This is a genomic window from Micromonospora sp. LOL_023, assembly GCF_048060115.1.
GTDB lineage: Bacteria > Actinomycetota > Actinomycetes > Mycobacteriales > Micromonosporaceae > Micromonospora_E.
This window is the reverse complement of sequence record NZ_JBHMIM010000076.1, coordinates 1-25,001: the sequence shown is the minus strand read 5'-3', so window position 1 is coordinate 25,001 and position 25,001 is coordinate 1. Positions and strand designations below refer to the sequence as shown.

At 70.3% G+C, this 25,001-nt stretch carries 23 protein-coding genes, 1 tRNA gene and 1 pseudogene; 15 read left to right on the top strand and 10 right to left on the bottom strand.

The genetic code is table 11. From position 1 onward, the window contains the following. The first annotated feature begins 209 nt into the window (after nucleotides 1–209). Nucleotides 210–1,040 (top strand): helix-turn-helix domain-containing protein, encoded by an 831-nt coding sequence (locus tag ACFHVL_RS27950; protein ID WP_416631461.1) that lies wholly within the window; start codon nucleotides 210–212, stop codon nucleotides 1,038–1,040. Nucleotides 1,041–1,203: 163 nt separating this feature from the next. Here the strand turns inward: ACFHVL_RS27950 and ACFHVL_RS27945 are convergent, their stop codons facing one another. Then, a complete protein-coding gene (locus tag ACFHVL_RS27945; RefSeq protein WP_416631459.1) occupies nucleotides 1,204–3,159 on the bottom strand; it encodes a PhoX family protein in 1,956 nt (651 codons plus the stop codon). Between the two features lie 331 nt (nucleotides 3,160–3,490). Between ACFHVL_RS27945 and ACFHVL_RS27940 the strand changes: the two genes are divergently transcribed. After that, the gene (locus ACFHVL_RS27940) at nucleotides 3,491–7,882 is read left to right on the top strand and encodes an ExeM/NucH family extracellular endonuclease (protein WP_416631457.1); all 4,392 of its coding nucleotides are present in this window, start codon (nucleotides 3,491–3,493) and stop codon (nucleotides 7,880–7,882) included. 137 nt (nucleotides 7,883–8,019) lie between these two features. On the opposite strand, the gene ACFHVL_RS27935 is transcribed toward ACFHVL_RS27940, so the two are convergent. Further along, nucleotides 8,020–8,457 carry a DoxX family protein gene (locus ACFHVL_RS27935; RefSeq protein ID WP_416631455.1) on the bottom strand — a complete coding sequence of 146 codons (438 nt, stop codon included), beginning with the start codon at nucleotides 8,455–8,457 and terminating at the stop codon, nucleotides 8,020–8,022. A gap of 252 nt (nucleotides 8,458–8,709) precedes the next feature. Here ACFHVL_RS27935 and ACFHVL_RS27930 point away from each other — a divergent pair, with 252 nt between their 5' ends. After that, nucleotides 8,710–9,075, top strand: a complete 366-nt coding sequence (locus ACFHVL_RS27930) for an STAS domain-containing protein (protein WP_416631453.1) — start codon at nucleotides 8,710–8,712, stop codon at nucleotides 9,073–9,075. Next, nucleotides 9,072–9,818, top strand: a complete 747-nt coding sequence (locus tag ACFHVL_RS27925) for an ATP-binding protein (RefSeq protein ID WP_416631452.1) — start codon at nucleotides 9,072–9,074, stop codon at nucleotides 9,816–9,818. Before ACFHVL_RS27930 ends, ACFHVL_RS27925 begins: the two co-directional genes overlap by 4 nt. Before the next feature lie 114 nt (nucleotides 9,819–9,932). Here the strand turns inward: ACFHVL_RS27925 and ACFHVL_RS27920 are convergent, their stop codons facing one another. Beyond that, nucleotides 9,933–11,600, bottom strand: a complete 1,668-nt coding sequence (locus ACFHVL_RS27920; protein ID WP_416631451.1) for a DUF885 domain-containing protein — start codon at nucleotides 11,598–11,600, stop codon at nucleotides 9,933–9,935. Between the two features lie 62 nt (nucleotides 11,601–11,662). On the opposite strand from ACFHVL_RS27920, the pseudogene ACFHVL_RS27915 reads away from it, so the two are divergent. Next, nucleotides 11,663–12,595, top strand: a pseudogene (locus ACFHVL_RS27915) (DMT family transporter); the annotation flags it as partial. Here ACFHVL_RS27915 and ACFHVL_RS27910 read toward each other — a convergent pair. Continuing rightward, nucleotides 12,590–13,675: a PHP domain-containing protein gene (locus tag ACFHVL_RS27910; RefSeq protein WP_416631450.1), complete on the bottom strand. Its 1,086-nt coding sequence runs from the start codon at nucleotides 13,673–13,675 to the stop codon at nucleotides 12,590–12,592. The pseudogene ACFHVL_RS27915 and the gene ACFHVL_RS27910 sit on opposite strands and share 6 nt — an antisense overlap. 76 nt (nucleotides 13,676–13,751) lie before the next feature. Here ACFHVL_RS27910 and mtnA point away from each other — a divergent pair, with 76 nt between their 5' ends. Further along, nucleotides 13,752–14,741, top strand: coding sequence for an S-methyl-5-thioribose-1-phosphate isomerase (gene mtnA, locus ACFHVL_RS27905; protein WP_416631449.1), 990 nt, complete (start codon nucleotides 13,752–13,754; stop codon nucleotides 14,739–14,741). A 47-nt stretch (nucleotides 14,742–14,788) separates the two neighbouring features. Here the strand turns inward: mtnA and ACFHVL_RS27900 are convergent, their stop codons facing one another. Next, the gene (locus tag ACFHVL_RS27900) at nucleotides 14,789–15,796 is read right to left on the bottom strand and encodes a prephenate dehydrogenase (RefSeq protein WP_416631448.1); all 1,008 of its coding nucleotides are present in this window, start codon (nucleotides 15,794–15,796) and stop codon (nucleotides 14,789–14,791) included. Between the two features lie 99 nt (nucleotides 15,797–15,895). Between ACFHVL_RS27900 and ACFHVL_RS27895 the strand changes: the two genes are divergently transcribed. The 4 genes from ACFHVL_RS27895 to ACFHVL_RS27880 all read left to right on the top strand — a co-directional run bounded on the left by ACFHVL_RS27895 (nucleotide 15,896) and on the right by ACFHVL_RS27880 (nucleotide 17,789). After that, nucleotides 15,896–16,270, top strand: a complete 375-nt coding sequence (locus ACFHVL_RS27895) for a hypothetical protein (RefSeq protein ID WP_416631447.1) — start codon at nucleotides 15,896–15,898, stop codon at nucleotides 16,268–16,270. Nucleotides 16,271–16,328: 58 nt separating this feature from the next. Continuing rightward, nucleotides 16,329–16,493 carry a hypothetical protein gene (locus tag ACFHVL_RS27890; protein WP_416631446.1) on the top strand — a complete coding sequence of 55 codons (165 nt, stop codon included), beginning with the start codon at nucleotides 16,329–16,331 and terminating at the stop codon, nucleotides 16,491–16,493. Between the two features lie 151 nt (nucleotides 16,494–16,644). Beyond that, nucleotides 16,645–17,289 carry a tRNA adenosine deaminase-associated protein gene (locus tag ACFHVL_RS27885; RefSeq protein ID WP_416631445.1) on the top strand — a complete coding sequence of 215 codons (645 nt, stop codon included), beginning with the start codon at nucleotides 16,645–16,647 and terminating at the stop codon, nucleotides 17,287–17,289. A 62-nt stretch (nucleotides 17,290–17,351) separates the two neighbouring features. Further along, nucleotides 17,352–17,789: a nucleoside deaminase gene (locus ACFHVL_RS27880; RefSeq protein ID WP_416631444.1), complete on the top strand. Its 438-nt coding sequence runs from the start codon at nucleotides 17,352–17,354 to the stop codon at nucleotides 17,787–17,789. A gap of 49 nt (nucleotides 17,790–17,838) precedes the next feature. On the opposite strand, the gene deoD is transcribed toward ACFHVL_RS27880, so the two are convergent. After that, nucleotides 17,839–18,546, bottom strand: a complete 708-nt coding sequence (gene deoD / locus ACFHVL_RS27875) for a purine-nucleoside phosphorylase (RefSeq protein WP_416631443.1) — start codon at nucleotides 18,544–18,546, stop codon at nucleotides 17,839–17,841. Between the two features lie 92 nt (nucleotides 18,547–18,638). Between deoD and ACFHVL_RS27870 the strand changes: the two genes are divergently transcribed. Further along, nucleotides 18,639–18,728, top strand: a tRNA-Ser gene (locus tag ACFHVL_RS27870). A gap of 82 nt (nucleotides 18,729–18,810) precedes the next feature. Here ACFHVL_RS27870 and ACFHVL_RS27865 read toward each other — a convergent pair. Next, nucleotides 18,811–19,344 carry a MarR family winged helix-turn-helix transcriptional regulator gene (locus tag ACFHVL_RS27865; RefSeq protein ID WP_416631442.1) on the bottom strand — a complete coding sequence of 178 codons (534 nt, stop codon included), beginning with the start codon at nucleotides 19,342–19,344 and terminating at the stop codon, nucleotides 18,811–18,813. A gap of 148 nt (nucleotides 19,345–19,492) precedes the next feature. Between ACFHVL_RS27865 and ACFHVL_RS27860 the strand changes: the two genes are divergently transcribed. Then, the gene (locus tag ACFHVL_RS27860) at nucleotides 19,493–21,091 is read left to right on the top strand and encodes an LLM class flavin-dependent oxidoreductase (protein ID WP_416631441.1); all 1,599 of its coding nucleotides are present in this window, start codon (nucleotides 19,493–19,495) and stop codon (nucleotides 21,089–21,091) included. On the opposite strand, the gene ACFHVL_RS27855 is transcribed toward ACFHVL_RS27860, so the two are convergent. Beyond that, nucleotides 21,040–21,714 carry a maleylpyruvate isomerase family mycothiol-dependent enzyme gene (locus ACFHVL_RS27855; RefSeq protein WP_416631440.1) on the bottom strand — a complete coding sequence of 225 codons (675 nt, stop codon included), beginning with the start codon at nucleotides 21,712–21,714 and terminating at the stop codon, nucleotides 21,040–21,042. The two genes, ACFHVL_RS27860 and ACFHVL_RS27855, sit on opposite strands and share 52 nt — an antisense overlap. A 643-nt stretch (nucleotides 21,715–22,357) precedes the next feature. On the opposite strand from ACFHVL_RS27855, the gene ACFHVL_RS27850 reads away from it, so the two are divergent. From ACFHVL_RS27850 to ACFHVL_RS27840, 3 genes are read left to right on the top strand one after another with little or no spacing between them, the layout of a single operon-like run. Beyond that, nucleotides 22,358–22,513: a sigma factor gene (locus ACFHVL_RS27850; RefSeq protein ID WP_416631439.1), complete on the top strand. Its 156-nt coding sequence runs from the start codon at nucleotides 22,358–22,360 to the stop codon at nucleotides 22,511–22,513. A 6-nt stretch (nucleotides 22,514–22,519) separates the two neighbouring features. Further along, nucleotides 22,520–22,879 (top strand): sigma-70 family RNA polymerase sigma factor, encoded by a 360-nt coding sequence (locus tag ACFHVL_RS27845; protein ID WP_416631460.1) that lies wholly within the window; start codon nucleotides 22,520–22,522, stop codon nucleotides 22,877–22,879. Further along, nucleotides 22,876–23,364, top strand: coding sequence for a hypothetical protein (locus tag ACFHVL_RS27840; RefSeq protein WP_416631437.1), 489 nt, complete (start codon nucleotides 22,876–22,878; stop codon nucleotides 23,362–23,364). The genes ACFHVL_RS27845 and ACFHVL_RS27840 overlap by 4 nt, the downstream gene beginning before the upstream one ends. A 199-nt stretch (nucleotides 23,365–23,563) precedes the next feature. On the opposite strand, the gene ACFHVL_RS27835 is transcribed toward ACFHVL_RS27840, so the two are convergent. Then, nucleotides 23,564–23,719, bottom strand: a complete 156-nt coding sequence (locus ACFHVL_RS27835) for a hypothetical protein (RefSeq protein ID WP_416631436.1) — start codon at nucleotides 23,717–23,719, stop codon at nucleotides 23,564–23,566. Nucleotides 23,720–23,870: 151 nt separating this feature from the next. Then, nucleotides 23,871–24,878, bottom strand: a complete 1,008-nt coding sequence (locus tag ACFHVL_RS27830; RefSeq protein ID WP_416631435.1) for an IS630 family transposase — start codon at nucleotides 24,876–24,878, stop codon at nucleotides 23,871–23,873. Nucleotides 24,879–25,001: the final 123 nt, after the last annotated feature.

Genomic DNA, 25,001 nt, shown 5'->3' with positions numbered 1-25,001 from the left:
GTCCCATCAGCGACTGGCCACATCCAAACCCCGGACCGTCAACCCCCGAAGGACTTACGAACTGAAGCACTTAGTGATCACTCTCGAGTCATGGCATGCTTACTCGCCTGGAGAAGCTGCCGTGCGACTTGAGAGTGTCCGGAGGTTGGCGGGTGACGACGACGGCCCAACCAGACGGCGGGTCGGCAACCGGCCCGACCGTGCTGCGGATGCTCCTCGGTGCCCAACTGCGGCGGCTGCGCGAAGGCCGGGGCGTGAGTCGGGAAGCCGCAGGCTGGCACATCCGAGCCTCCGAGTCGAAGATCAGCCGGATGGAGCTCGGCCGCGTCGGCTTCAAGGAGCGGGACGTGACCGACCTGCTCACCCTCTACGGCGTGACCGACTCACGGGAGCGAACCGCGCTGCTGGGCCTGGCCCGCGAGGCCAACACCCCCGGCTGGTGGCACCGCTACGGCGACATCCTGCCGAGCTGGTTCCAGTCCTACCTCGGCCTGGAAGCCGCCGCCAAGATGATCCGCAGCTACGAGGTCCAGTTCGTACCCGGGCTGCTGCAGACCCCCGACTACGCCCGCGCCGTCGTCCTGCTCGGGCACAGCCATGCTCCCGCCGACGAGGTCGAGCGTCGCGTCGAGTTGCGGATGGAGCGCCAGGAACTGCTCCGCCGGCCGCAGGCACCGAACCTCTGGGCGGTCATCGACGAGGCGGTGCTGCGCCGGCCGATCGGCGGCGTCGAGGTCATGCGGGGCCAACTCGACGGGCTGATCGAAGCGACCAAGCTGCCCAACGTACGCCTGCAGATCGTCCCGTTCGACGCCGGCGGGCACGCCGCCGCCGGCGGCGCCTTCACCATCCTGCGCTTCGCCGACCAGGAGCTGCCCGACATCATCTACATCGAGCAGTTGACCAGCGCGATCTATCTGGACAAGCGGGAGGACATCGACCACTACGCCGCCGCCATGGAGCGGCTCTGCGTAGAGGCCGAGCTCCCCGCCCGTACTCAAGATATCCTGCACCGGGTCAAGCGCGACCTGGACGGGTGATCCCGGCCAGCGGGGCGCTGAGTCGTCGGTGAACACCCAGACCGGGGTGCGGTGGAGTCGACGCGAACGCCACAGGAGCCGCGGCCGTCCGGCGAGACGACCGCGGCTGCCTGAGCCCGTACTGCGGGCTCGCACCGGTTGGCTGTTCGATGCAGGAGACAGGTCAGGTGCCGATGACGCCGCCGTCCACCTTGCGGATCACCACGGTCGCCGAGCGAGGGCGGCCGGCTGGGTCGAAGTCGGGCCAGTTGCTGACCGCGCGCGGGTTCTCCGGAGTCGGCGTACCCCAGAAGGTCGTCGACTCGCCGGGGTGCTGGACGTTGATGAACATGGTCCGCTGATCGGGCGTGGTGACCACCCCGGTGATCTCCGCGCCACGCGGACCGACCAGGAACCGGCGGATCTCACCCGTCGTCGGATCGGCGGCCAGCATGGCGTTGTTGCCGAGATTCTCGTGGCCACGGTCCGCCCGGTTCTGGGTGGAGTTGGAGATGTCGGTCTGGATCCACAGCCGGCCGTCACCGTCGAACCAGATGCCGTCCGGTGAGCCGAAGATGTTCGACTCGTCCAACCGCACCTGCGGGTCGTACGCCGGGTCCCCGGCCAGCACGAAGATGTCCCAGTCGAAGCTGGTGGCAGTGTTGTCGCCGCCGCGCTCGCGCCACCGGACGATGTGCCCGTACGGGTTCGGGGTGCGCGGGTTGACCTCGCCGGGCCGGCCGGAGCCATTGGTCAGCGTCAGGTAGACGTCGTTGTTCTTCGGGTTGACCGACACCCACTCCGGGCGGTCCAGCGGCGTCGCGCCGACCGCGTCCGCCGCCTGCCGGGTACGCAGCAGCACATCGGCCTGGTCACGCCAACCGTTGGCCCGGGTCAGTGGCCCTCTGCCAAAGGCCAGGGGCAACCAGCGGCCCCTGCCGTCGTCGTCGAAGCGGGCGACGTAGAGGGTGCCGTGGTCGAGCGGACTGCGGCCCAGTGCCCGGTACATCCGCCACGGTCGGTCACCGACGAACTTGTAGAGGTAGTCGCCATCCTGGTCGTCACCGGAGTAGACGACGACCCGGCCCCTGGACTCCCAGAAGGTGGCACCCTCGTGCTTGAACCGGCCGAGCGCGGTCCGCTTCACCGGGGTCGACCTCGGGTTCATCGGGTCGATCTCGACCAGCCATCCGAAGCGGTTCAACTCGTTGGGGTTGCCGGCCACGTCGAAGCGCGGGTCGGCCAGGTGCCAGCGGTAGCCGAAACCGGCCGCGTTGACCCCGTAGCGGGCCTGCTCCACCGTTGGGGTCCAGGCGGGGTCCTCCGTCCCGAAGTAGCCGTTCCAGTTCTCCTCACAGGCGACGTAGGTGCCCCACGGGGTGAACCCGTGCGAGCAGTTGTTCAACGTACCCATCGCGGGGTTGTTCGCCTGCAGCGCCGGGTGCCTGGCGGAGACCGGGCCGGAGAACGCCACCGGGGTGGTGCCGGTGACCCGTCGGTTGAACTTCGAGTCGACGTGGCGCCACTTGCCACCGGCCTGCTCGACCTCGATGACGGTTACACCGTGCCCGGCCAGCCCTTTGTCGACCTTCTCCATGGTCATCACCGCGTCGCCGTCGGTGTAGTGCATGGTGCGGTCGATGTACTCGTGGTTGAGCACCAGCAGGCCACGGCGGTTGCCCAGCGGTCCCTTGCCGAGCGGGAAGAAGTGCATCCCGTCGTGGTGGCTGCCGACCTGCTGCGCCTGCTCGGCGGCGGTGTTCGACGCGTCGGAGCGCCAGGCCGGGCCCTTGCGGTGCAGCGGGGTGCCCCAGGGGATCAGTACCTGGGCGGTGTAACCCGGCGGCACGGTGATCCGGTCCTCGGTGCTCGGTGCCACCGAGGTGAAGCCGATGAGTGGCTTCTTGCCGGGCCAGTGGCCGTGGCCGCCACCCTTGCCGCCAGCGGCGGCCGGGTCGGTGGTGCCGACGGCACCGGCCAGCCCGAGGAAGGCCGCGGCGGCGACCACGGTGCCACCGCGTACCACCTCGCGTCGGCCGGCCCGGGCCGCCATCACCTCGTGGAATGGCCGGTTTCCTGAGGTGTTCGAACTGATGTCGTCCGGGTCGGTGTGGATGTGGCTGTCATGGTCGATTGACATGTCGATCCTCGCTCGGTCGAAGCGGCCGGCCGGTCCACGGTGCATCCGCGCCCGGCATTGGGCCGTGCGGATTCGACGGACGGTGCTGGACAGCCGGTCACTGGCATCGGGACCGTATGCAGCGGACCGGGACCGCCGGCGAACGTGAAGGCGGCTGCTGAGCGGCGTGCAGATGAACGCTCGGTGTCCCGGACCGAGGGCTCGGCCGGCCGCCGTCACGATCAGGTAACGCGGCCTGAATGTTTAGCTGGTCCACCCCGGGCCGTCTGTGCTTCGAAACCCGCGTCTCCTAGATTTACTGGACTCACCCTCTGACCGGAGGAACACATACATGCGCCAGCACAGACGCATAGCTGCCTGGAAACTCATCACCGCGATCGTGGGAGCCGGTGCACTCAGTGTCACCGGTGGCACCATGGCCGTTGCCGCACCCGCGGCCGGTGACCCCTTCATCAGCGAAATTCACTATGACAACGCCGGCACCGACAGCGGTGAGGCGATCGAGATCGAGGCCCCGGTCGACTTCGACCTGACCGGCTGGCAGATCGTCCTCTACAACGGCGCCAACGGCGCGGTCTACGGCACCCGTACGCTCAGCGGAGCTGTCCCGGCCGCCGGGGTGACCGTCGCCGAGTACCCCACCGACGGCGTCCAGAACGGATCCCCGGACGGCATCGCACTGGTCGACCCCAACGGTGCCGTGGTCGAGTTTCTCAGCTACGAAGGTGCCCTCACCGCGGTCGGTGGCCCGGCGGACGGCCAGACCAGTATCGACATCGGCGTCGCCGAGACCGCCAACACACCAGCCGGGCACTCTCTGCAGAAGATCGCCGGTGCCTGGCAGGCCCCGGCCACCAACACGTTCGGCGTCCGCAACGGTGCCGGCGGTGTCGATCCGGATCCGGACCCCGACCCCGAGCTGGGTTGCGACGTCGCGGTGACGCACAGCATCGCCCAGGTGCAGGGCGGCGGCGACACCACGCCGCTGGCCGGCACCGCGGTGACCATCGAGGGCATCGTCACCGCCGACCACCGCGTCGGCGGCTACAACGGCGTCTACCTGCAGACACCGGGGACCGGCGGGGCCCGCGAGGTCGTTGCCGGCACCGCCAGCGACGGTATCTTCGTCTATCTGACCAGCAGCGCAGTCAACCACCCGGCGGTCACCATCGGCGACCGGATCCGGGTCAGCGGCACCGCCAGCGAGTACTTCGGACTCACCCAGGTCGCCATCGCGGGCAAGACCGGCGTGCAGATCTGCGACCAGGCCAACCCGCTGCCCGCTCCAGTGCCGGTGGCCCTGCCGCTGGACGCCGCCGCGCGCGAGTCGGTCGAGTCGATGCTGGTCGCCCCGGTCGGCGCCTACGCCGTCGCCGAGGTCTACAACACCAACCGGTACGGCGAGGTCGTGCTGACCGCCGGTGACGCCCCGGCGGCCATCCCGACCGACCTGGCCGCCCCGGGCAGCGCACAGGCCCAGCAGATCGCCGCCGCGAACCGGCTCAACCGGATCCTGGTCGACGACGGACGGACCACGAACCTGGCGACTGCCGGGCTCGCCCCGCCGTACGTCTCGCCGACCCAGCCGCTGCGTGTCGGCGACTCGGTGGAGGCGTTCGGCCCCAGCGTGCTGTCGTACGGCTTCGACGAGTGGCGCCTGCAGCCGACGCTGCCGGTCGACGCGCAGACCCCGGCCGTCGAGCGGACCACTTTCAAGGTGACCAACCCGCGTACCGCCGCCCCGGCCGCGGTCGGCGGCGACATCCGGGTGGCCAGCTTCAACGTGCTGAACTACTTCGTCCACTTCGGTGGCGACGCCCGGGGCGCGGTCGACGAGGCCGCTCTCGCCAAGCAGGAAGCGAAGATCGTCTCGGCGATCACCGCCCTGGACGCGCACGTGGTCGGCCTGCAGGAGATCGAGAACTCGGTGCGTTTCGCACCGGAGGACCCGGCCAAGGCGCTCATCCGGCTGGTCGCCGCGTTGAACGCCGCTGAGGGGGCCGGCACCTGGGACTACGTCCGTTCCCCGGCGGATCTGCCGGGCGCAGCTCAGCAGGACTTCATCAGCAACGCGATCATCTTCAAGCCGGGCGCGGTGACTCCGGCCGGTCCGTCGCGTTCGGTCGACGACGAGACGGTCTGGTTCAACGCCCGTGAGCCGATCGCCCAGTCGTTCACCGCCGGTGAGCTGACCTTCAGCGTGGTGGTCAACCACCTCAAGTCCAAGAGCTCCTCGGCCTCGGCGGTCGGCGACAACGCCGATGCTGGCGACGGCCAGGGTGCCTTCAACGGTGACCGGACCCGTCAGGCAGCCGCGTTGGTCGATTTCGTGACCGAGTTGACCGACGCCACCGGCAGCGATGACGTGCTGCTTCTCGGCGACTTCAACTCGTACACCCAGGAGGACCCGATGCAGGTCCTCTACAGCGCCGACTACGTCAACCTCAACGACACCGGCCGCAGCACCTACGTCTTCGGTGGCGAGTCGGGCTCGCTGGACCACGCGCTGGCCACGCCGTCGCTGGCGGCCCGGGTCACCGGCGCCGACGTCTGGCAGATCAACGCGGTCGAGTCGTACGCCTTCCAGTACGACGGGTTCCCGGCGTTCTTCGAGCCGGGCCCGTACCGGGCCAGTGACCACAACCCGATGGTGATCGGGCTGGCCACCGGCGCTGCCGCGCCGGTCGAGCTGCAACTACTGGGGATCAACGACTTCCACGGCCGACTCGAGTCGGTGGGTACGTCGAACGGGCAGCCGGTCGGCGGCGCGGCGCAGGTCGCCGGGCTGATCGACCAGTACCGGGCGACCAACCCCAACACCGTGTTCGTCTCCGCCGGTGACAACATCGGCGCGTCGACGTTCGTCTCGGCGATCGCCGACGACAATCCGACGCTGGATGCGCTCAACGCCGCCGGGCTGGACGTCTCGGCGGTCGGCAACCACGAGTTCGACAAGGGCATGACCGACCTCACCGACCGGGTCATCCCACGGTCGGACTTCCCGCAGTTGGGTGCCAACGTGTACCGGGGCGACGAGCGGGCGTTGCCGGCGTACCACGTGCAGGAGATCGGCGGGATCCGCGTCGGCTACATCGGCGTGGTGACCGAGCAGACCGCCGCGATGGTCAGCCCCGACGGTATCGCCGGGATCACCTTCCGGCCGGCCGCCGTCGAGGCCAACCTGGTCGCCGTCGAACTCAAGGACGGCGACGAGAGCAACGGCGAGGCCGACGTGGTGGTGCTGCTCACCCACGAGGGCGCCGCCACGCAGAACATCAACTCGCCCGAGGCGCTGATGAGCGACCCGGTGTTCGGCCCGTTCACCCGTACGGTGCCGGAGATCGACGTCATCTTCAGCGGCCACACCCACCAGCCCTACGCCTTCGAGGTGCCGGTGCCCGGCACCGACGAGACCCGCCCGATCGTGCAGGCCGAGGATTACGGCAAGAAGATCGGCCGGGTGGTGCTGCAGGTCGACGCCGCCTCCGGCGAGATCAGCGCCGACACCGTCGAGCTGATCGACGTGGTCGGTACGCCGGTCAACGAGGAGGTCGCGGTGATCGTCGCCGAGGCCAAGGTGCAGGCCGACATCCTCGGGCAGCAGCCGCTGGGCTCGATCACCGGGGACATCCGTCGGGCGTACACCGGCGGCAACGAGGACCGGGGCAAGGAGTCGGTGCTGGGCAACTTCATCGCCGACGTGCAACTGGCCGGCACCCGGGAGCCGGGGCGTGGTGGTGCGCAGATCGCCTTCATGAACCCGGGCGGCCTTCGCGCCGATCTGCTGTACGGCGAGGACGGTGTGATCACCTACTCGGAGGCGTTCTCAACCCAGCCGTTCGCCAATGACGTGGTGACCCGCAGCTACACCGGTGCGCAGCTCAAGGAGGTGCTGGAGCAGCAGTGGCAGCCGGCCGGGGCGTCCCGACCGGTGCTGTGGCTGGGCGTGTCGAAGGGCTTCTTCTACACCTACGACCCGGGCGCGGCGCAAGGTGAGCGGATCACCTCGATGAGCCTGAACGGGCAGCCGGTCTCGTCGAGCGGCACCTACCGGGTCTCGATCAACTCGTTCCTCGCCGCAGGCGGTGACAACTTCACCACCCTGGCCGCCGGCACGGACACCATGACCACCGGCGACAACGACCTGACCATGCTGGTCGCGTACTTCGCGGCGAATTCGCCGATCAGCGCGGACACCGCGTCGCGGTCGGCGGTCGGGCAGCCGGAGCCCACCTGCGACATGACGGTCACCGGTACCCACGACGGTGCGTTGATCGTCAAGGCCGGCATGACCTACTGCCTGGAAGCGGCCACGGTCAACGGTCCGGTCACGGTCCGCCCCGGTGCGACGTTCATCACCGCCGACGGCACGATCAACGGTCCGCTCACCGCGAACCGGCCGGCGTCGCTGAGCTTCACCGGCACCACCTTCGCCGGACCGCTGGCGCTGTTGCGGACGTCCGGGGCGGTCACCCTGACCGGGGTCACCATCCGGGGCCCGCTGGAGGTCACCGGTGGCGATGGCGGTCTGCGCCTGGACGGCGCCGACATCTCCGGTCCGGTCAGCCTGGTCAACAACAAGCACGACGAGCTGCCGGTGGTGGTGGCCGGGAACACGATCCGTGGCCCGATCCACTGCCAGGGCAACAGCCCGAAGCCGGTCGACGAGGACCGGGTCAACACGGTGCAGGGTCCGGCCTCCGGGCAGTGCGCCAAGCTGTGAGCCTGCGGGCTCCGCGAGGGCCCAAGCTGTGAGCCGACCGGCTCCGCGACGGCGATGACCGCCACGGCCCGGCAGACCTTGTGGTCTGCCGGGCCGTGGCGTCTGTCCGTCGTGGCGACAGCCGGCTGGTGGTCGAGTCAGACGGTGGCCGGCTCCGGGGCCAGCGCGGCCTCCCGGCGCCGGTGGAGCAGGGCGTCGAGCGAGTAGCGACCGGGTCCGACCGCCGCGACGAGCAGGAACGACCAGCAGAACAGGGCGGCGAGTTCGCCGCCGTTGTTCAGCGGGAGCAGCGCGCTGGGCTGGTGGACCACGAAGTACGCGTACGCCATCGAGCCGGAGCAGATGACGGCCGCCGCCCGGGTGCCGAGTCCGGTGAGGACCAGCAGGCCACCGACGAACTGGATCAGGGCAGCCCACCAGCTGGGCCAAGCGCCGATGGTGGCGGCCTCACCGCTGCCACGGTGCCCGCCGAAGACACCGAACAGGGTCGCGGCGCCGTGCAGCGCGAACAGCAGGCCGAGGACCACACGGAACGCCGTCATGGTGACCTCGGGTAGACGGATGGACAGGGGCATGGGGACTCCTCCTGGGTGCGGAATGCTGGTCCCACGGCGATCAGAAGCCTAACCAATGAGATTAAAGTGAGTCAATGTTTTACTACTACGGGTAGCGGTGAACTAGGATTTCCGCTATCTCTGGTCGGGGCGTTCGGTCCGCCCCACGAGCGGCCGTCGCTGTCGCGTAGGCTGGCCCCTTCGAGCAGCCCACCCCGGCCGCACCTCGGTGTGGCAACGGTCGGAGACGCGACCCGCCAGACGGAGAGCAGCATGCACGAGATCCGGGCGTCACCGTCCGAAGCCCGGCACTGCGTGGTCGAGGCCTCTGGTGAGCTGGACATGGCCGCCTCAGGTGAACTCTGCGCGGCCGTCGATGCCGTTCACCCGGCCGACGCCGACTGGATCATCGTCAACCTCGCTGCGGTGACGCTGATCGACTCCAGTGCGGTCAAGGAACTGGTCGACGCGCATCACGCGGCCGCCGCCCGAGGGCAGATCCTGATCGTGCGCGACCCCCGGCCGATCGTCGCCCGGGTGCTGCGGGTGACCGGGGTCGCGACATTGCTCGGGGTCCCGCCGGTCGACCGCCCCGGAACTGTCTACGGTGGAACTGTCGGCCCGGGGCAGCCGGGGTGAACGCGCTCACCTGGCAGGTGGCCCGTGACTTCACCAGCGGCATCACCCAGGTGCGGCTCGCTGGCGCCCTGACCGACACCGAGCTGGTGCGCCTCGCCCCAGTGCTCAGACGATGTCTGATCGAGGAGCCCCTCGGCCTGATCGTGGAGCTCGACGACGTGACCGTCGCCAGCCCGATCGGCCTGCGGGTCTTCGCCATTCTGCAAGGTGCCGGTGCTGGACATCGGCCCGCCATGCATCTGTGTGCCCGCCCGGACTCACTGACCGGGCAGTTGGCCAGACGAAGCATCAGCGACCTGGTGAGTGTGCAGGAGACGGTGTCCGACGCGGTCAAGCTCGTCGAGGCGGCACCGAGATCGCCGTACCGCTGGCACGAGTACCTGACGCCGATCTCGTACTCACCCGGTCGGGCCCGCCGGCTGGTCGACGAGGCGTGCCGTTCGTGGCAACTGGGTGCCCTGGTCGACGAGGCGATGGTGATCGGTTCCGAACTGGTCAGCAACGCGGTCGAGCACGCCCGCACTGAGCTGGACATCACCACCACCCGGCTGGCCGGAGCGATCCGGATCAGCGTCCGGGACCGGGTGCCGGAGCTGCCGAGACCCGCCGGCCGAAGCGGGCACGGCGACCTCCGTGGTCGAGGTCGCGGGCTGGCCATCGTCGAGGCGTTGGCCAGTGACTGGGGGTATGCCGGCCTGTCCGACGGCAAGGCGGTCTGGGCGGCGCTGCGGCTGCCAGACTGACTGTCCGCGTCAGGCCGGCTGGCCGCGGCCCGACTGGCCGGCCGAGTCCCGACCGCCGCGTGCCCGGTGCACCGCGACCGCCGGACCGGATCAGCCGGTCCGCCCGGGTGGTGCTCAGAGGCGGGCCAACGCCGAACGCAACGGATCCAGACCCAGCACACCGAGGTCGAGCGCCGTACGGTGAAATTCCTTGAGGTCGAAGTCGGCACCCTTGCGCGCCTGCGCGTCGGCGCGGGCCTGCAGCCAGATCCGTTCCCCCACCTTGTACGCGGGGGCCTGCCCCGGCCAACCCAGGTAGCGGTCCAGCTCGAAGCGGAGGATCTCGTCCGGCACCCGGCAGTGCGCCCGCAGGAACTCCCACCCCAGCTCGGGGGTCCACCGTTGGCCCGGATGGAAGTCGAACGAGTTCGGCGGGATGGTCAGCTCCAGATGCATGCCGATGTCGACGATCACCCGGGCCGCGCGTAGCGCCTGCCCGTCGAGCATCCCGAGCCGGTCACCGGGGTCGGCCAGGTAGCCCAGCTCGTCCATCAGCCGCTCGGCGTACAACGCCCAGCCCTCGCCGTGGCCGGAGCACCAGCAGAGCAGTCGTTGCCAGCGGTTGAGCAGGTCGGCCCGGACCTGCGTCTGCGCGATCTGCAGGTGATGGCCGGGTACGCCCTCGTGGTAGACCGTGGTCACCTCACGCCAGGTGGAGAACTCGGTCAACCCGTGGGGCACCGCCCACCACATCCGGCCCGGCCGGGAGAAGTCCTCACTCGGCCCGGTGTAGTAGATGCTGCCGTCACTGGTCGGTGCCAGGCAGCATTCGATCCGCCGGACCTGCTCCGGGATGTCGAAGTGGGTGCCGTGCAGGTCGTCGACGGTCCGATCCGCCAGCGTCTGCATCCAGTCGCGGAAGGCGTCGCTGCCGGCGATGGTCCGGGCCGGGTCCGTGTCCAGCAGGTGGACGGCCTCGTCGACCCGGGCGCCGTGTCCGGCGATCTCGGCGGCCACCCGACGCATCTCCTGCTCGATGCGGTCCAGCTCGAAGAAGCCCCAGGCGTACGTCTCCATCAGGTCTATCCGGGCACCCAGGAAGTACTGGGAGGCGAGCTCGTAGCGGTCCCGCCCGGCAGCTTCGGTGGCCCGGCCGAGCGGTGCCAGCTCGGTGCGCAGAAACCGGCCGAACGCGACGGTCGCCGCGGTCGCCGCCGCCGCCGACCGACGCAGATCGGCGGCGAGGGTGGCCGGCGCGGTCAGCCGCCCGGCCAGGCCGTGGAAGAAGTCGTCGGCGTTCGGATCGGTCCAGACGTCACACTGGTCGGCCACCTTGAGCATCTGCGCCCGGGGCGCGACGTGTCCGGCCGTGGCGGCGTCCAGCAGGGTGGCCCGGACCTGATCGAGGGCCTGTGGGTACCGGTCCAGCCGGGTGGCGATGTTGGCCACCGCCTCGGTGCCCTCCGTCGGCATCAGGTCGAACACCTGACGCAGTTGGTGCAGGGCGCTGGTGATGACGCTGAGCTCGCTGGTCTCCTCGCCGGCGTCATAGCGGGCCAACTCAAGCCCGAGCCGCTCGGCCATGGCGTCGCGGGCGACGCGCTCCGCCTCGGTCTGCGGCTCGGCGACGTCCAGCTCCCGCAGCGTGTCGCGGGTCAGCGTGGCGCGCTGCGCGTACCCGTCGGGTGACAGATCGTCGAGCTGGTTGTCGTATCCGGCGATGCCGACGTAGGTGGCGCCGATGGGGTTCAACCGCGCCCACTGATCGACATAGCGGTCGCTGATGTCATCAACACGTCCCATGGCGGATGACACTACGCGGCGTTCCCTCGATCTTGTCGCACCGGCAGGGCAGAGTGTCAGGGGTGAAAACCACAAGCGGTCCTGACAGTCGGGTCCTCGGTCCGGCCGCCAGTGCCTGGTTGCCGGGGTTTCTCCTGCTCGCGGTGATCTGGGGATCCAGCTTTCTGCTCATCAAGGTAGGCGTCGCCGAGCTGCACCCGCTCTACGTGACCCTCGGCCGGGTCGCCGCCGGCGCGCTGACCATTCTGGTGGTGCTGCCGTTGCTGGGCGACCGACTGCCCGCAGACCCCCGGCTCTGGCTGCACCTGTCGGTCGTCGCGGCGGTCGGGGTCGCCCTGCCGTTCACCCTGTTCGGGTACGGCGAGCAGCGGATACCGTCGCTGCTCGCCGGCATCTGGAACGCCACCACCCCGCTGATCGTCCTGCCGTTCGCGGTGCTGGTGTTCCGCACCGAGCGGATGACGGCCCGCCGGCTCGCCGGCACCGTCCTGGGCTTCGTCGGCGTGGTGGTGGTGCTCGGTGCCTGGCAGGGCGTGGGCGGGGCACAACTCACCGGGCAGTTGATGTGTCTCGGCGCGGCCGCCTGCTACGGTGCCGCCATCCCGTACCAGAAGCGGTTCGTCGCCGGCCGGTCGGAGAGCGGTGTCGCACTCACCGCCGCGCAGCTGATCCTGGCCACCGGGCAGTTGATGATCGTCGCCCCGCTGGTGGCCGGCGCGCCGCCGGCACCCACCCAGCTGTCCCCGCAGGTGATCGGCGCCGTGTTGGCGCTCGGCGCCCTCGGCACCGGGGTCGCCTTCGTCATCCACCTGCGCAACATCCGGCTGGCCGGGGCGAGCGCCGCCGCCAGCGTCACCTATCTCGTGCCGGTCGTCGCGGTGGCCGTCGGCGTGCTGCTGCTCGATGAACGGCTGCGCTGGCACCAGCCGGTCGGGGCGCTGATCGTGCTGGCCGGGGTGGCCGTCGCGCAGGGCGTGCGGCTGCCCCGGCTACGGCGCGGCGGCCTGATGCGACGCGGCCCAGTCGACCAGCCGCCGCGCCGACCAGGTGTTGACGACCCGGTCGGGCTCGACCCCGCAGAGCGCGGCCCGGGCACACCCGAAGCTCTGCCAGTCGAGCTGGCCGGGAGCGTGCGCGTCGGTGTCGATGGCGAACAGACAACCGGTCTCCACCGCTAGCCGGATCAGCCGCTTCGGCGGGTCCTGCCGCTCAGGCCGGGAGTTGATCTCGACGGCCTTGCCGTGCTCGGCACACGCGGCGAAGACCGCCTGCGCGTCGAAGTCGCTCGGCGGACGGGAGCGGGCCCGGTGCCCGCGGTCACCCGGGCCGGTGACGCCGGCCGGCCGGGAGGTCACCATCCGGCCGGTGCAGTGGCCCAGGATGTCCAGCCGTGGGTTCGCGACAGCGGCCAGCATCCGTCGGGTCATCCGGGCCCGATCGTCGCGCAGGTTGCTGTGCACCGACCCGACCACCACGTCGAGGCGGTCGAGCAGATCGTCGGACTGGTCGAGCGAACCATCGGGCAGGATGTCCACCTCGATGCCGGTGAGGATCCGGAAACCCTCGGGCAGCGCCGCGTTCACGGCCGCGACGTGGTCCAGCTGGCGACGCAGCCGGGCAGCGGTCAAGCCACGTGCGACGGTGAGCCGGGGCGAGTGGTCGGTCAGCACCAGGTACTCGTGACCGAGCTCCACCGCGGCCAACGCCATCTCCTCGATCGGCGAGCCGCCGTCGGACCAGTCCGAGTGGGTGTGGCAGTCACCGCGCAGCGCGGCCCGTAGCGCCGTCGCGGCCGCGTCCAGATCGGTGCCCTCGGTGGCCAGCAGCCGCCGCAGGTAGACCGGCTCCTCGCCGGCCAGTGACTCGGCCACACACCGGGCGGTCACCTCGCCGACCCCGGTCAGCTCGGTCAGGGTGCCGGCGGCCGCCCGGGTGGTCACCTCGTCGACCGGCAGCCCGGCGAGTGCCCCGGCGGCCGACCGGAACGCCCGTACCCGATAGGTCGCCTCGTTGGCGCGTTCGAGCAGGAACGCGATACGACGCAGGTCGGCGATCGGATCCCGGGCAGCGCTCACCTTGGTCACCTTAGGTGCCGGGAACGAGTTTCGCCGCACCTGTCGGTGATCGTGGGACACCGTTAGGGTCATCGCCATGCGCACCATCGACTGGGTCGACGACGCCGTCGAGATCATCGACCAGACCGCACTGCCCGACCGCACCACCGTGCTGCGGCTGTCCACCGTCGACGAGGTGATCGCGGCGATCCAGTCGCTCGCCGTACGGGGTGCGCCAGCCATCGGGGTGGCCGGCGCGCTCGGCGTGGCGCTCGCCGCCCGGCTGCACGCCGACGACGGGTCCGCGCTGGCCGACGCCATCGGCCGGCTACGCGCCGCCCGCCCCACCGCGGTCAACCTCGCGCGCGGCGTCGACCGCGCCGCCGCCCGGATCCCGGACGGCGCACCGGCCGTGCTCGCCGAGGCGGTCGCCCTGCTGGACGAGGAGCAGACGGCCGCCACGGCGATGGCCCGGCTCGGTGCCGACCTGCTCGGCGAGCTCTGCCCGCCACAGCCCCGACTGCTGACCCACTGCAACACCGGCGCGCTCGCCACCGTCGCCGGCGGTACCGCACTCGGCGTGGTCGCCGAGCTCCACCGCCGAGGCGCGCTCGGCGCTGTGATCGCCAGCGAAACCCGGCCACTGCTGCAGGGCGCGCGGTTGACCGCCTGGGAACTGACCCGGCTGGGCGTGGACTTCCGGGTGGCGGTCGACGGAGCCGGCCCGTTCCTGATGGCCCGGGGCCTGATCGACGCGGTGATCGTCGGCGCCGACCGGATCTGCGCCAACGGTGACACGATCAACAAGATCGGGACGTACGCGCACGCGCTCGGCGCGCACCGGGCCGGGCTGCCGTTCGTCGTCGTAGCACCCGAGTCGACAGTCGATCGGGACACCGCCGCCGGGACCGACGTCGAGATCGAGGACCGGGGCTCGGCCGAGGTCGTCGGATTCGCCGGCACCCGCAGCACACCGGCCGGCACCGAGGCGGTGAATCCCGCGTTCGACGTGACACCGGCCGACCTGGTCACCGTCGTCGTCACCGACCGACGGGTGATCCGGTTGGACCGTGGCGAGCGGATCTGAGGGCCACCGCGCGTCGGTCGGAGCGCGGTGACCGCACGCCCGGTCGGCTACCTGGCCGGGTCGACCGGTGCCGGTCGGACCGCGGTGACAGTACGTCGGTCGGCGGCGACCGCGGTGACCCACCCACCGGCCCGGCCCAGCCGCAGCAGCGCATCCGGTCGGGCCGGCAACTCCAGCGGCTTGCCGGGCTGCGGCGGCCAGCCGGTCCGGGCCGCGCTGCCGGTGGTCAGCCAGGGCACCAACGTCGAAATCGGCGCGGTGTCGTCCAGTGCCGCCCGCGCCCCCGCGAGCGCGGCCAGCACCTCGTCCAGTGCCGCCCGCACGGCGGTGGCGTTGCCGCCGCACATCGCCGCCACCAGTTCGGGACGGCTGGCCGCGACCCGGGTGCCGTCCCGGAACGATCCGGCGGCCAGCGACCAGGCCAGCGGATTCGTCGCGGCGGTGGCGGCGAGCGCCGAGGCCAGCAGATGCGGTACGTGACTGATCGCGGCGACCGCCCGATCGTGCTCCTGAGCGGTGGCCGGCACCACCCGGGAGCCGAGCCCGGTCACCACCGACGCCATCGCCAACCAGTCGCTGATCGCGGTGGCCTGCGGCTCCAGGCACAGCACCCAGGAACATCCGGCGAACAGGTCCGGATCGGCGGCGGTGAACCCGGAGGTTTCCCGACCGGCCATCGGATGACCGCCGACGAACCCGGCCGTACGGTCGTGTTGGCGGTGCAGGTGCCGGTCGACGAGCCGCAGCACCGGCTCCTTGACCGAGGTGACGTCGGTGACCAGACCGGAGTAGCCCACCGCGGCGATCTCGTCGAGCACCTGGCCCACCGCCGGCAACGGCACCGCCAGCAGCACCAGGTCCGCGCCGGCGACCGCGTCGCGTACCGTCGGAGCGACCTGCCAGCGGGCACCCGCCGCCGCCCGCGCGGCCGCCGTACGTGCCGTCGCCCTGGTCGCCGGGTCCGCGTCGTACCCGAACACCCGGTGCCCGGCGGTGGCGAACGCGCGCAGCGCGGAACCACCGATCAGCCCCAGCCCGATCACCGCCACCTGCACGCGGTGACTCTGCCATACCGGGCAACAGCGGGACCGGGCAGCCATCGTCGGTACGCTTGCCGGTGAAACGTTCAGCGGCGTACGGGAAGGACCGACCAGATGCGGGACCGCCCGATCGACTGGCCACCGCCGCCGCCGATGTTCCACCCGCTGCCCGCGCCGCCGCCGATGCCGCCGCCGCGCCCGACCTACCGGGAACCGCATCCGGTGCGACCGGGCGCGATAGCCATCGGCGCGCTCGCCACCGCGTTGTGGCTGCTGTTGACCGGACTGCTGGGGCAGGATCTGCGGGGATACGCCCTCGCCACGCTGGGTTCCGGGACGGTGGCCTGGGGGGTCGCCGTCATCCTGGCATGGCTCGGCGATCGGGGAGTCGCCACCGGTATCGCCCTGGCGATGTCTGCGGGTTGGAGCATCGCCACTGTGGCGATCGCCACACATTGGGCAGCCTCCGGTAGTTGGCCACTGTGGTGACAGCGACGGGCAATTTCAGGGCTTGACGAACGGGGTGCCGGTCGGCAATCTCAGCGCCATGGCCAACATTGGGCATCGGCTCGATCCCGAGCGGAACCGGCGCCGACTGCAGATCCTCGCCGAGCTCGCCGGCACGAAGCTCGCCCGCGACAGGGAACGACCCCGCAAGGTCCGGGGCCAGCGGTTGCGTGAGCTGATCATCGCCCGCCGACTGGTCAGCTGACCAGTCGGCGCACACATCGTCCCGATGTTCGGGGCGTTGTGGGGTCAACGACCGACCTGACCCGATACCGTCACCCTGACGACAGAATCGGCGGTTACCGGCGGTGCTCAACAGGTGCCGCCAGGTCACCGCAGGGACCATTGGGGGGACCGTGCCATATTTCGCTGCCGCTGCCGTACGTGGCCCGGCCGGTTGGTCCGGCGCCGAACTCGACCTTGGTGGGGTCGCTGACATCGACGAGGTGGTCGACCGGCTCCGGGAGGTCGATCCGGACGCGGCCGTGTCGCTGCTGTTCGTCGAGTCCGACGACAGCTACCTGGTGATCCTGCGCCTCGACGAGGGCGAGGATCTGCGGATCTTCAGCTCGGATGCCGCCTTCGCCGACGAGTCGCGGCTCGGGGCACTCCTGGTCGGTGACATCCGTACGCCGGCCGTCGAAGTCGACCTTGAGCCGGTCGCGGTCGGTGCCGGTGCGTCCGGCGGCGCGCCCCGGGCCGCAGCAACGGCACCGGCATCCAGCCGCGGCGGCGGATATCTGGCCGGTGACCCGCTGAACGACCTCGACGACGTCGACGCCCTCGCCGACGAGGAAGCCAACGACGACGACGAGGAACCGGTCGCCGACCCGGACGCGGAGCCGGTCGGTGACGCCGACCTGCTGGCCGACCTCGGGCTGTCGGCCCGCCGCCTGCTGGCCCTGTGCGCGCGCGACGGCATGCTGCCCGCCGACGTGACCGCCGAGATCTGCCAGAGCCTCGGCTGTGGTGACGAGATCGAGGAGCTGCGGGAGGCGTGACCGGTTCGGGGCCCGGCGTGCCGGCGGCCAGGCGTCATCGCGATCCACGGCACGAGGCGTGGATGCGGCACGCGCTGTCGGTGGCGGCCGGCGGGTCACCGGCCGATGCGTTTGACACGGCCGACGTGCCGGTCGGCGCGGTGGTCTACGACCCGGCGGGCGTCGAACTGGCGGCGGCCCGCAACGAACGCGAGTCGACCGGTGACCCGACCGCCCACGCCGAGATCCTCGCGCTGCGTCGGGCGGCGGCCCGGCGTGGGCAGTGGCGGCTGGACGGATGCACCCTGGTGGTGACCCTGGAACCGTGCACGATGTGCGCGGGTGCACTGGTGCTGGCGCGCATCTCCACCGTGGTGTTCGGCGCCTGGGAGCCGAAGACCGGTGCGGTCGGCTCCCTGTGGGACGTGGTGCGCGACCGCCGACTCAACCACCGACCCGCGGTGTACGGCGGTGTCCTCGCCGACGAGTGCGCCGCCGCGCTACGGGCCTTCTTCCGCTGACCGATCAGAGCCGGCGGTCAGGCGACCGCCGACTCATCGGGTCGCCGGTTCAGGCGACCACGGTGTCCAGAGCGATCCGTACCATCTCGCTGAAGGTCTGCTCGCGGTCCTCGGCCGGCATCTTGGCTCCGGTGCGGATGTGGTCGCTCACGGTGAGGATCGTCAGCGCGCGGGCCCGGAACCGGGCTGCGATCGTGTAGAGCGCCGCCGACTCCATCTCGACCGCCAGCACCCCGTAGTCGGCCAGCGTGTCGAACAGGTCCGGGCGGTCGGTGTAGAACGCGTCCGCCGCCAGCACCGGGCCCACCCGCATCTGGACGCCGTGCCGCTGTGCCACGTCGACCGCCGTACGCAGCAGCCCGAAGTCGGCCACCGGGGCGTAGTCGACCAGCCCGGCGAAGCGCACCCGGTTCATGTTGGAGTCGGTGGCGGAGCCGTTGGCCGCGATCACGTCACGCAACTGCAGGTCGTCGGTCAACGCCCCACACGAGCCGACCCGGATCAGCGTATTCACGCCGTACTCGTTGATCAGCTCGTGGGCGTAGATCGACGCCGACGGCATGCCCATGCCGGAGCCCTGCACCGAGACGGTGGTGCCCGCGTACCGGCCGGTGAAGCCGAGCATTCCGCGGACGGTCGAGTAGCAGGTGGCGTCCTCGAGGAAGTTCTCGGCGATCCACTTGGCGCGTAGCGGGTCACCCGGCATGAGGACCCGCTCGGCGATGTCGCCGGGCTTGGCTCCGATGTGCGTGCTCATGCCCATGATCCTGCCAGGGAGCCCGGCAACAGGTCGGGGCCGGGCGGATACCGCCGCGACGGCTTACCGGCCCTTCGGGTACCCTTCTCGGCGGTGGTGTGTCCGAGTGGCCTAAGGAGCACGCCTCGAAAGCGTGTGAGGGTTTACGCCCTCCGCGGGTTCAAATCCCGCCACCACCGCCACTGAGCAGGCAAAACGCCCGGCAGGATGATCATTCCTGTCGGGCTTTTCGCTGCGCGGGCCGTCGTGGTCTCGACCGTGGTCTCAGTTGCCGCCCTGCTCGGTGCCGACGTTGAGGTCCGCGACGATCTGGCAGGTGTCCGTGACCGGATCGAGTTGTTGGGCCTGGGTGGCGAGCCGATGCAGCAGCGATCGCAGGATCGCCCGGTCGTTCGGGTCGAGCGGGCCGAGCAGGTGTTCCTCGGCATGTTCGAGATGTCCGCTGGTGCTCGACCATGCCTGGCGGCCGAGGTCGGTGACGACGACCTGCTTGTGGCGGCGGTCGCCGGGGTTTGGCCGGCGCTCGACCAGCCCGGCGCGCTCCAGGTCGTCGATCAGGTAGGTCATCACCGTCTTGTCGATCCCGAGCCGGCGGGCGAGCGCGATCTGACTCTCCGGCGCACCGCGTACCGCTGCTGTCAGGACCTGATGGCCGCGCGGCCCGCCGGGGAAGTCGCCGAGGATCGTCGAACTCGCCTTCACGAAGGCCCGGAACACGACGCCCAGTGACCAGCCCAGGTCATCGCTGGTCGGGTGCTGGTCCGGACCAGGAGGTGGCGGCACGACGGTGTCGGACATGCCTGGAGTCTATCCGGCACCGTACCGGCGGCCGATCTTCCTGGATGTATAAAGGCTCACAGGACGATCGTCTTATCTGCAGACTATCTTGAGGGGCGCCAACCGGTTGCTGCGGTACCGCGACAGGACTCACCACAGGAGCGAGAAGATGACCGACTACGGGCACGATCTGCTGTTCGGCACGTTCATCACCCCAGTCGCCGAGCAGGCCGACCGGGTCGTGGCGTTGGCGCAGCTCACCGAGGAGGTCGGGCTGGACCTGGTGACCGTGCAGGACCATCCGTACCAGGCCCGGTTCCTGGACACCTGGACGCTGCTGTCGGTCATCGCGGCCAGCACCAGCCGGGTGCGGGTCTCGCCGAACGTCGCCAACCTGCCGCTGCGGCAACCCGCCGTGCTGGCCCGCAGCGCCGCCACCCTCGACCTGCTGACCGGCGGCCGGGTCGAACTCGGCCTCGGCGCCGGCGCCTTCTGGGACGCCATAGCCGCGATGGGCGGCGATCGGCTCAAGCCGGCCGAGAGCGTGCAGGCGCTGGAGGAGGCGATCGCGATCATCCGAGCGATCTGGGACGTCACCGGCGGCGCGGTGAAGATCGACGGCACGCACCACCGGGTCTGGGGCGCGCACCCCGGCCCGGCGCCGGCACACGACATCGGCATCTGGCTCGGTGCCTACAAGAAGCGGATGCTCGGGGTCACCGGTCGACTCGCCGACGGCTGGCTGCCGAGCAGCCCGTACGCCCCGCCGGAGCAGTTGCCGGCGATGAACGCCGCCATCGACGACGCGGCCCGCCAGGCCGGACGCGATCCGGCGGCGATCCGGCGGCTCTACAACATCAGCGGCTCGTTCGGCACCGGCGACGGCTTCCTCACCGGGAGCCCCGCCCAGTGGGCCGGGCAGCTCGCCGAGTTGACGCTGGAGCACGGGTTCAGCGGATACATCCTGACCGGCGACGACCCGGACATGATCCGGCGGTACGCCGCCGAGGTGGTGCCGGCCGTCCGCGACCTGGTGTCCGCCGGTCGATCCGTGGCCGCCGAGGGCGCTGCCGCCGAGGACGTGGTGTCTGCGGACGTGGTGTCGGAGGCGGTGGTCTCGGTCGCTGCGGCGTCCGGCGTGGCCCCGTCGGGAGCGTCGGCAGCGGCGGCCGCCGCCGGCATCACCCCGACCCCGGACGACGGAGTACGGCTCAGCGACGAGCGACCCTGGGACGAATCGTCCCGGCCGACCGCACCCGCCCCGGACCCGTCGCTGCGGTACAGCGACGCGCAGCGGGCGGCCGGCAAGCATCTGATCGACGTACATGATCATTTGCGCAGTGAGTTGCGGACGGTGTGGGACCTGATCGGCCAGGTCGCCGCCGGCACGGTCGGTGCCGGCTCGGCCCGCGAGCACATCAACACGATGACGATGCGGCAGAACAACTGGACACTCGGCGCCTACTGCGAGTCGTACTGCCGGGTGGTCACCACCCACCACACCATCGAGGACATCAGCATGCTGCCGCAGCTGCGCCGCGCCGACCCCGCACTGGTGCCAGTGGTCGACCGACTGGCCGAGGAGCACAAGATCATCCACGATGTGTTGGAACGGGTCGACCGGGCGTTGGTCGCCCTGGTCAGCGAACCGGACCGGATCGGTGAGGTGCAGGCGGCGGTGGATCTGCTCACCGACACCCTGCTCTCCCACCTGTCCTACGAGGAACGGGAACTCGTCGAGCCGCTCGCCCGCTTCAGCGGGGCGTGATCGCCGGAGCCACCGCCGACCGGGTCCGCCGGTCGGCCGGTGGCGGATTCACCAGGACGTTCGCCGCTCATCGTCAGCAGCAGCGCTTCGGCGGGGCCGCGCACCGGAGCGCCGCTGCCGAAACGCCAACCAGCGTCGGTGGCGACCAGCTCCAGCTGGGTCAGCTGCGGCCCGCGCGAGTACCCCAACGCCGGGTTACGCGCCAGATGGTTGAAGGCCACCCAGCGATGCTCCTCGACAACCTCGCGGCGGATCCCCAACGGAAGCCGGATGTCCAGGTCATGCAGGACGGCGTCGGTGAGCACCGGGTCGAAACCGGAACGGGGGATCGTCGTGCGCGCGTCCGCCCGCCGGTGCAGCGTCTCGATCAGCTCGGCGGTCGGCCGACGCGCCGCCAAGCGGGTGAGGGTGAGGTTGATCCGGTCGATGTCGGCGGCGGTGGCGACGATACCGAGATAGAGCTTCAGCTGGCCAAATCTGAGGTACGTCGTCAGATGGGCGGCGATGTCGTGCATCGACCAGCCCGCGCACAGGCTCGGCTGCCGAAACTGCTCGGGGGTGAGCTGTTCCAGCGTCTCGGCCAGCTCTCGCCGTTGGCGCACCACCATGTCGTACACCCGCACGTCTCGACGCTAGCCCCGGGTGGCCGCAGCCGACGTCTTCCACCTTGCGGATCGCGTTCCTCGACGAATCTCGACGAATGTGGTGTCCGGAGTGCAACCTCCCGGAGCTGACCGGTGTGGGGAAAGCGTGGAAGGGGCCGGCAACCGCCGGTCCGACCGTCGAGGAGGTCATCTTGAGGAAGAAGCCTGTCGTGTTCGCGCTGCTGGGGGTAGCGGCTGCGCTGGCCTACGCTGTGCCGGCGATCGCCGCGATGTCCTCCGACGCTCCGGTGAGCGGGCCCAAACCGGCCGTCACGGCGGCTCCGGCGGAGGATGTGCCGATCGCGCCGACGGCGGTACCGGAGAACCCACCGGTCGCGTCGCCAGGGCCGGCGGAGGATGTACCGATCGCGCCGAGGGCCGTTCCGGCTCCGCCGGTGGCAATTCCGGCCACGGCGCCGCCGGTGGATGAGTCAGCCGTGCCGATCGCGCCGACGGCCGATCCGGCTCCGCCGGTGGATGTGTCGGCTCCGCCCGTTGCCGATCCGGTGCCAGCGGCGCCGACGGCCGCTCCCGCGAAGTAGCCCGGCCGCGTCCCGCGTCGGGGAACCGTAGCGACAGGATCCGTCGCAGGTCCCCCTGTCCCTGAGGAGAAGTGCTGCCGTTGACGAACGGTTCGCATGACAAGGATGCCGGGTTCAGCGAGTACGTCGCGACGCACGCAGAGCAGGTGCGCTTCACCGCGTACCTGCTCTGCGGCGACTGGCACGAGGCGGAGGACCTGGCACAGACCGCGTTCGTCCGCCTGTACCTGACCTGAGAGCGCATCGACCGGACGGAGCCGATCAACGCCTACGTACGGAAGATCGTCACGCGTACCTATCTGAACGAGCGACGCAGACTGTGGCGGAAGCTGGAACGGCTGACCAGCGCGCCGCCGGAGGCACCGGACGACTCGGTGCCGGCTCCGGAGCAACGCATGTTGGTCATGTGGGCGCTGTCCCGGGTGCCACGGCGACAGCGGGCCGCGTTGGTGCTGCGGTACTGGGAGGACCTGAGCCTGGCCGAGGCCGCCGAGGCGTTGGGCTGTTCGGTCGGCACAGTCAAGAGCCAGTGCGCCCGTGGCCTGCAACGGATGCGCGAACTTCTGCCCGACGACGTGGCGATAGGGGGGCGGGACCGGTGAACGAGTCCGACCTGACTTCGGCGTTTGCCGAGATCCGGGCGACCGGCGCGCCACCGCACCGGCTGACACCGCAGTCCCTGATCGCGGCCGGCCGGCGGGCGCGCCGCCGTCGTCGGATCGCCGCGACGGCCGGTAGTGGGCTGGCCGTGCTCGTGGTCGTGATGATCGGCATCGGTGTGGTGAACGCATCCTCGTCCGGCCATTACCAGACACCGATCGAGCCGGGCCACTCGTCACCGGTCCCGATGCCGGAACGCCCGACGAGTCCCACGCCGTCGCCGACCGACACCCAGGCACCGGACACCGCGCCTCCCGTGGCCCCGACCGAGTCGACGCCGACCAGCGCGCCGGCCTCGGCACCCCCGGAAGCGGCGATCGATGCGCCTCCGTCGGCGGAGCTGTCGGCACCGGCGGATCCCTCGCCCGGCGTCTCGTCGACGCCAGATGATCAAGCGGCGGACCCGCCCAGCGCGTCGACCCGCTGACCCTGCGGCTGCTCAACGAGCAGCCATGATCCACAGCGTCTCTTCGACCCGACACGCCGAGGGCTGGTCAGCTGGAGCGCTGTGGATCATCGTGCGCGCCGCTGCGGACGTGCCCGTGGTTGACCCGTATGGCGCTGGTCCAGCTGGGCGATCGCTGCCTGATCTCAGCACATTACCGATCGCGTACTTCGGGAATCGGCTAAAGCGCTTCTTCTTGAAACGGTCGGTTCTGTTTGATCCAGGCGACGACCTCTTCGCGTGCCCAGATTCGCCCGACGGTGAGCGTATCGAAAGGTTTCGGGAAGTCTGGCCGGTTGACGATGGTCTGGGTGCGCTGACGGCTGATGCCACCCATGAGTGCCTGGATCTCGTGACCGGGCGGCCGGGTCGGACGCTGAACCGAGACCAAGCCCACGAACGCTGGTGGCCGGTCCCGTACGGGACCGGCCACCAGCGTTCAGACTGCTCGGCGAGCGGAAGATACGAGATTTGAATTCGTGAGGGTGCTAATCCAACACGCTTCCCAAGTCTGTCGTGGTACGTCCGCTAACTGCTGCTGCTGTACCGACCGGCACTTTCGGCCGAGGGCCGGGACCGGCCGAATGGCGGGTGATGATCCCGAACCAGATCTCGATCTGGTTGATCCAACTCGATCCGGTCGGGGTGAAGTGGAAGTGCACGTGTGGGTTGGCGTCCAGCCAGGCGAGCACGTCGGGGGTGGTGTGGGTGGACAGGTTGTCGAGCACCACGTGGACCTGGCGTCCCCGGTGTGGGGCCACGGCCTTGCGGAGGAAGGCCAGGAACGCCGCGCCGTCGCGCGAGGGCCGGCACTCGCCGATGACCTCGCCGGTGGCGACGTTGAGCGCGGCGAACAGGTTGGTGGTGCCGTGCCGGACGTAGTCGTGGGTGCGCTGTTCGGTGGCGTCGAACTCGATGGGCAGCAGCGGCTGGGTGCGGTCGAGTGCCTGGATCTGGGTCTTCTCGTCGAGGCTGAGGACCACCGCGCCACCGGGTGGGTCGAGGTAGAGGCCGACGATGTCGGCGACCTTGTCGGCGAACCGCGGATCCCTGGACAGCTTGTACGTGCCGGAGCGGTGGGGTTTGAGTCCGTGTTCGCGCCAGACTTTGGCCACCCAGTGGTGGGAGACTGGCACGCCCTCGGTGCGGGTGACGTACGCGGCCATCTCACGGCTGGACCAGTGCGACAGGCCGGTGTCCGTCGGCGGGGTCATCCGGGTCAGCGCGAGGACCCGGGACCGGATCCGGGCAGGTACCTGTTCGCGGGAACCGCCGGGTGGCTGGTTGAGCAGACCCGCCGCGCCGTCGGTGGCGTAGCGGCCGAGCCACAGGTCCACCGTCGGCCGCGATACCCCAGCCAACACCGCGATGTCCTTCTTCATCCGCCCGTCGGCGTGCCACAACACGATCCGCGCCCGGGTGCCGACCGCAGCCGACACCTCAGCGCTGTTGATCAACGCCCGAAGCTCCACCCGCTCATCCGCTGTCAGCTCCATAAAGCACAGCCAACCACACCAACATCATGTCAAGACAACAGGATCACGGGACACTAGCCTCGGTCTTGCATTAAGTGTTGATCATGGATGCCTGACGGCTTGTTGATCTTGATTCGTCGGTCG

What these genes read in the sequence shown, in the direction of transcription:
- ACFHVL_RS27950 (WP_416631461.1), top strand. Translation starts at nt 210, where the DNA reads ATGCTCCTCGGTGCCCAACTGCGGCGGCTGCGCGAAGGCCGGGGCGTG.
- ACFHVL_RS27945 (WP_416631459.1), bottom strand. Translation starts at nt 3,159, where the DNA reads ATGTCAATCGACCATGACAGCCACATCCACACCGACCCGGACGACATC.
- ACFHVL_RS27940 (WP_416631457.1), top strand. Translation starts at nt 3,491, where the DNA reads ATGCGCCAGCACAGACGCATAGCTGCCTGGAAACTCATCACCGCGATC.
- ACFHVL_RS27935 (WP_416631455.1), bottom strand. Translation starts at nt 8,457, where the DNA reads ATGCCCCTGTCCATCCGTCTACCCGAGGTCACCATGACGGCGTTCCGT.
- ACFHVL_RS27930 (WP_416631453.1), top strand. Translation starts at nt 8,710, where the DNA reads ATGCACGAGATCCGGGCGTCACCGTCCGAAGCCCGGCACTGCGTGGTC.
- ACFHVL_RS27920 (WP_416631451.1), bottom strand. Translation starts at nt 11,600, where the DNA reads ATGGGACGTGTTGATGACATCAGCGACCGCTATGTCGATCAGTGGGCG.
- mtnA (WP_416631449.1), top strand. Translation starts at nt 13,752, where the DNA reads ATGCGCACCATCGACTGGGTCGACGACGCCGTCGAGATCATCGACCAG.
- ACFHVL_RS27895 (WP_416631447.1), top strand. Translation starts at nt 15,896, where the DNA reads ATGCGGGACCGCCCGATCGACTGGCCACCGCCGCCGCCGATGTTCCAC.
- ACFHVL_RS27890 (WP_416631446.1), top strand. Translation starts at nt 16,329, where the DNA reads ATGGCCAACATTGGGCATCGGCTCGATCCCGAGCGGAACCGGCGCCGA.
- ACFHVL_RS27880 (WP_416631444.1), top strand. Translation starts at nt 17,352, where the DNA reads ATGCGGCACGCGCTGTCGGTGGCGGCCGGCGGGTCACCGGCCGATGCG.
- deoD (WP_416631443.1), bottom strand. Translation starts at nt 18,546, where the DNA reads ATGAGCACGCACATCGGAGCCAAGCCCGGCGACATCGCCGAGCGGGTC.
- ACFHVL_RS27865 (WP_416631442.1), bottom strand. Translation starts at nt 19,344, where the DNA reads ATGTCCGACACCGTCGTGCCGCCACCTCCTGGTCCGGACCAGCACCCG.
- ACFHVL_RS27860 (WP_416631441.1), top strand. Translation starts at nt 19,493, where the DNA reads ATGACCGACTACGGGCACGATCTGCTGTTCGGCACGTTCATCACCCCA.
- ACFHVL_RS27835 (WP_416631436.1), bottom strand. Translation starts at nt 23,719, where the DNA reads ATGGGTGGCATCAGCCGTCAGCGCACCCAGACCATCGTCAACCGGCCA.
- ACFHVL_RS27830 (WP_416631435.1), bottom strand. Translation starts at nt 24,878, where the DNA reads ATGGAGCTGACAGCGGATGAGCGGGTGGAGCTTCGGGCGTTGATCAAC.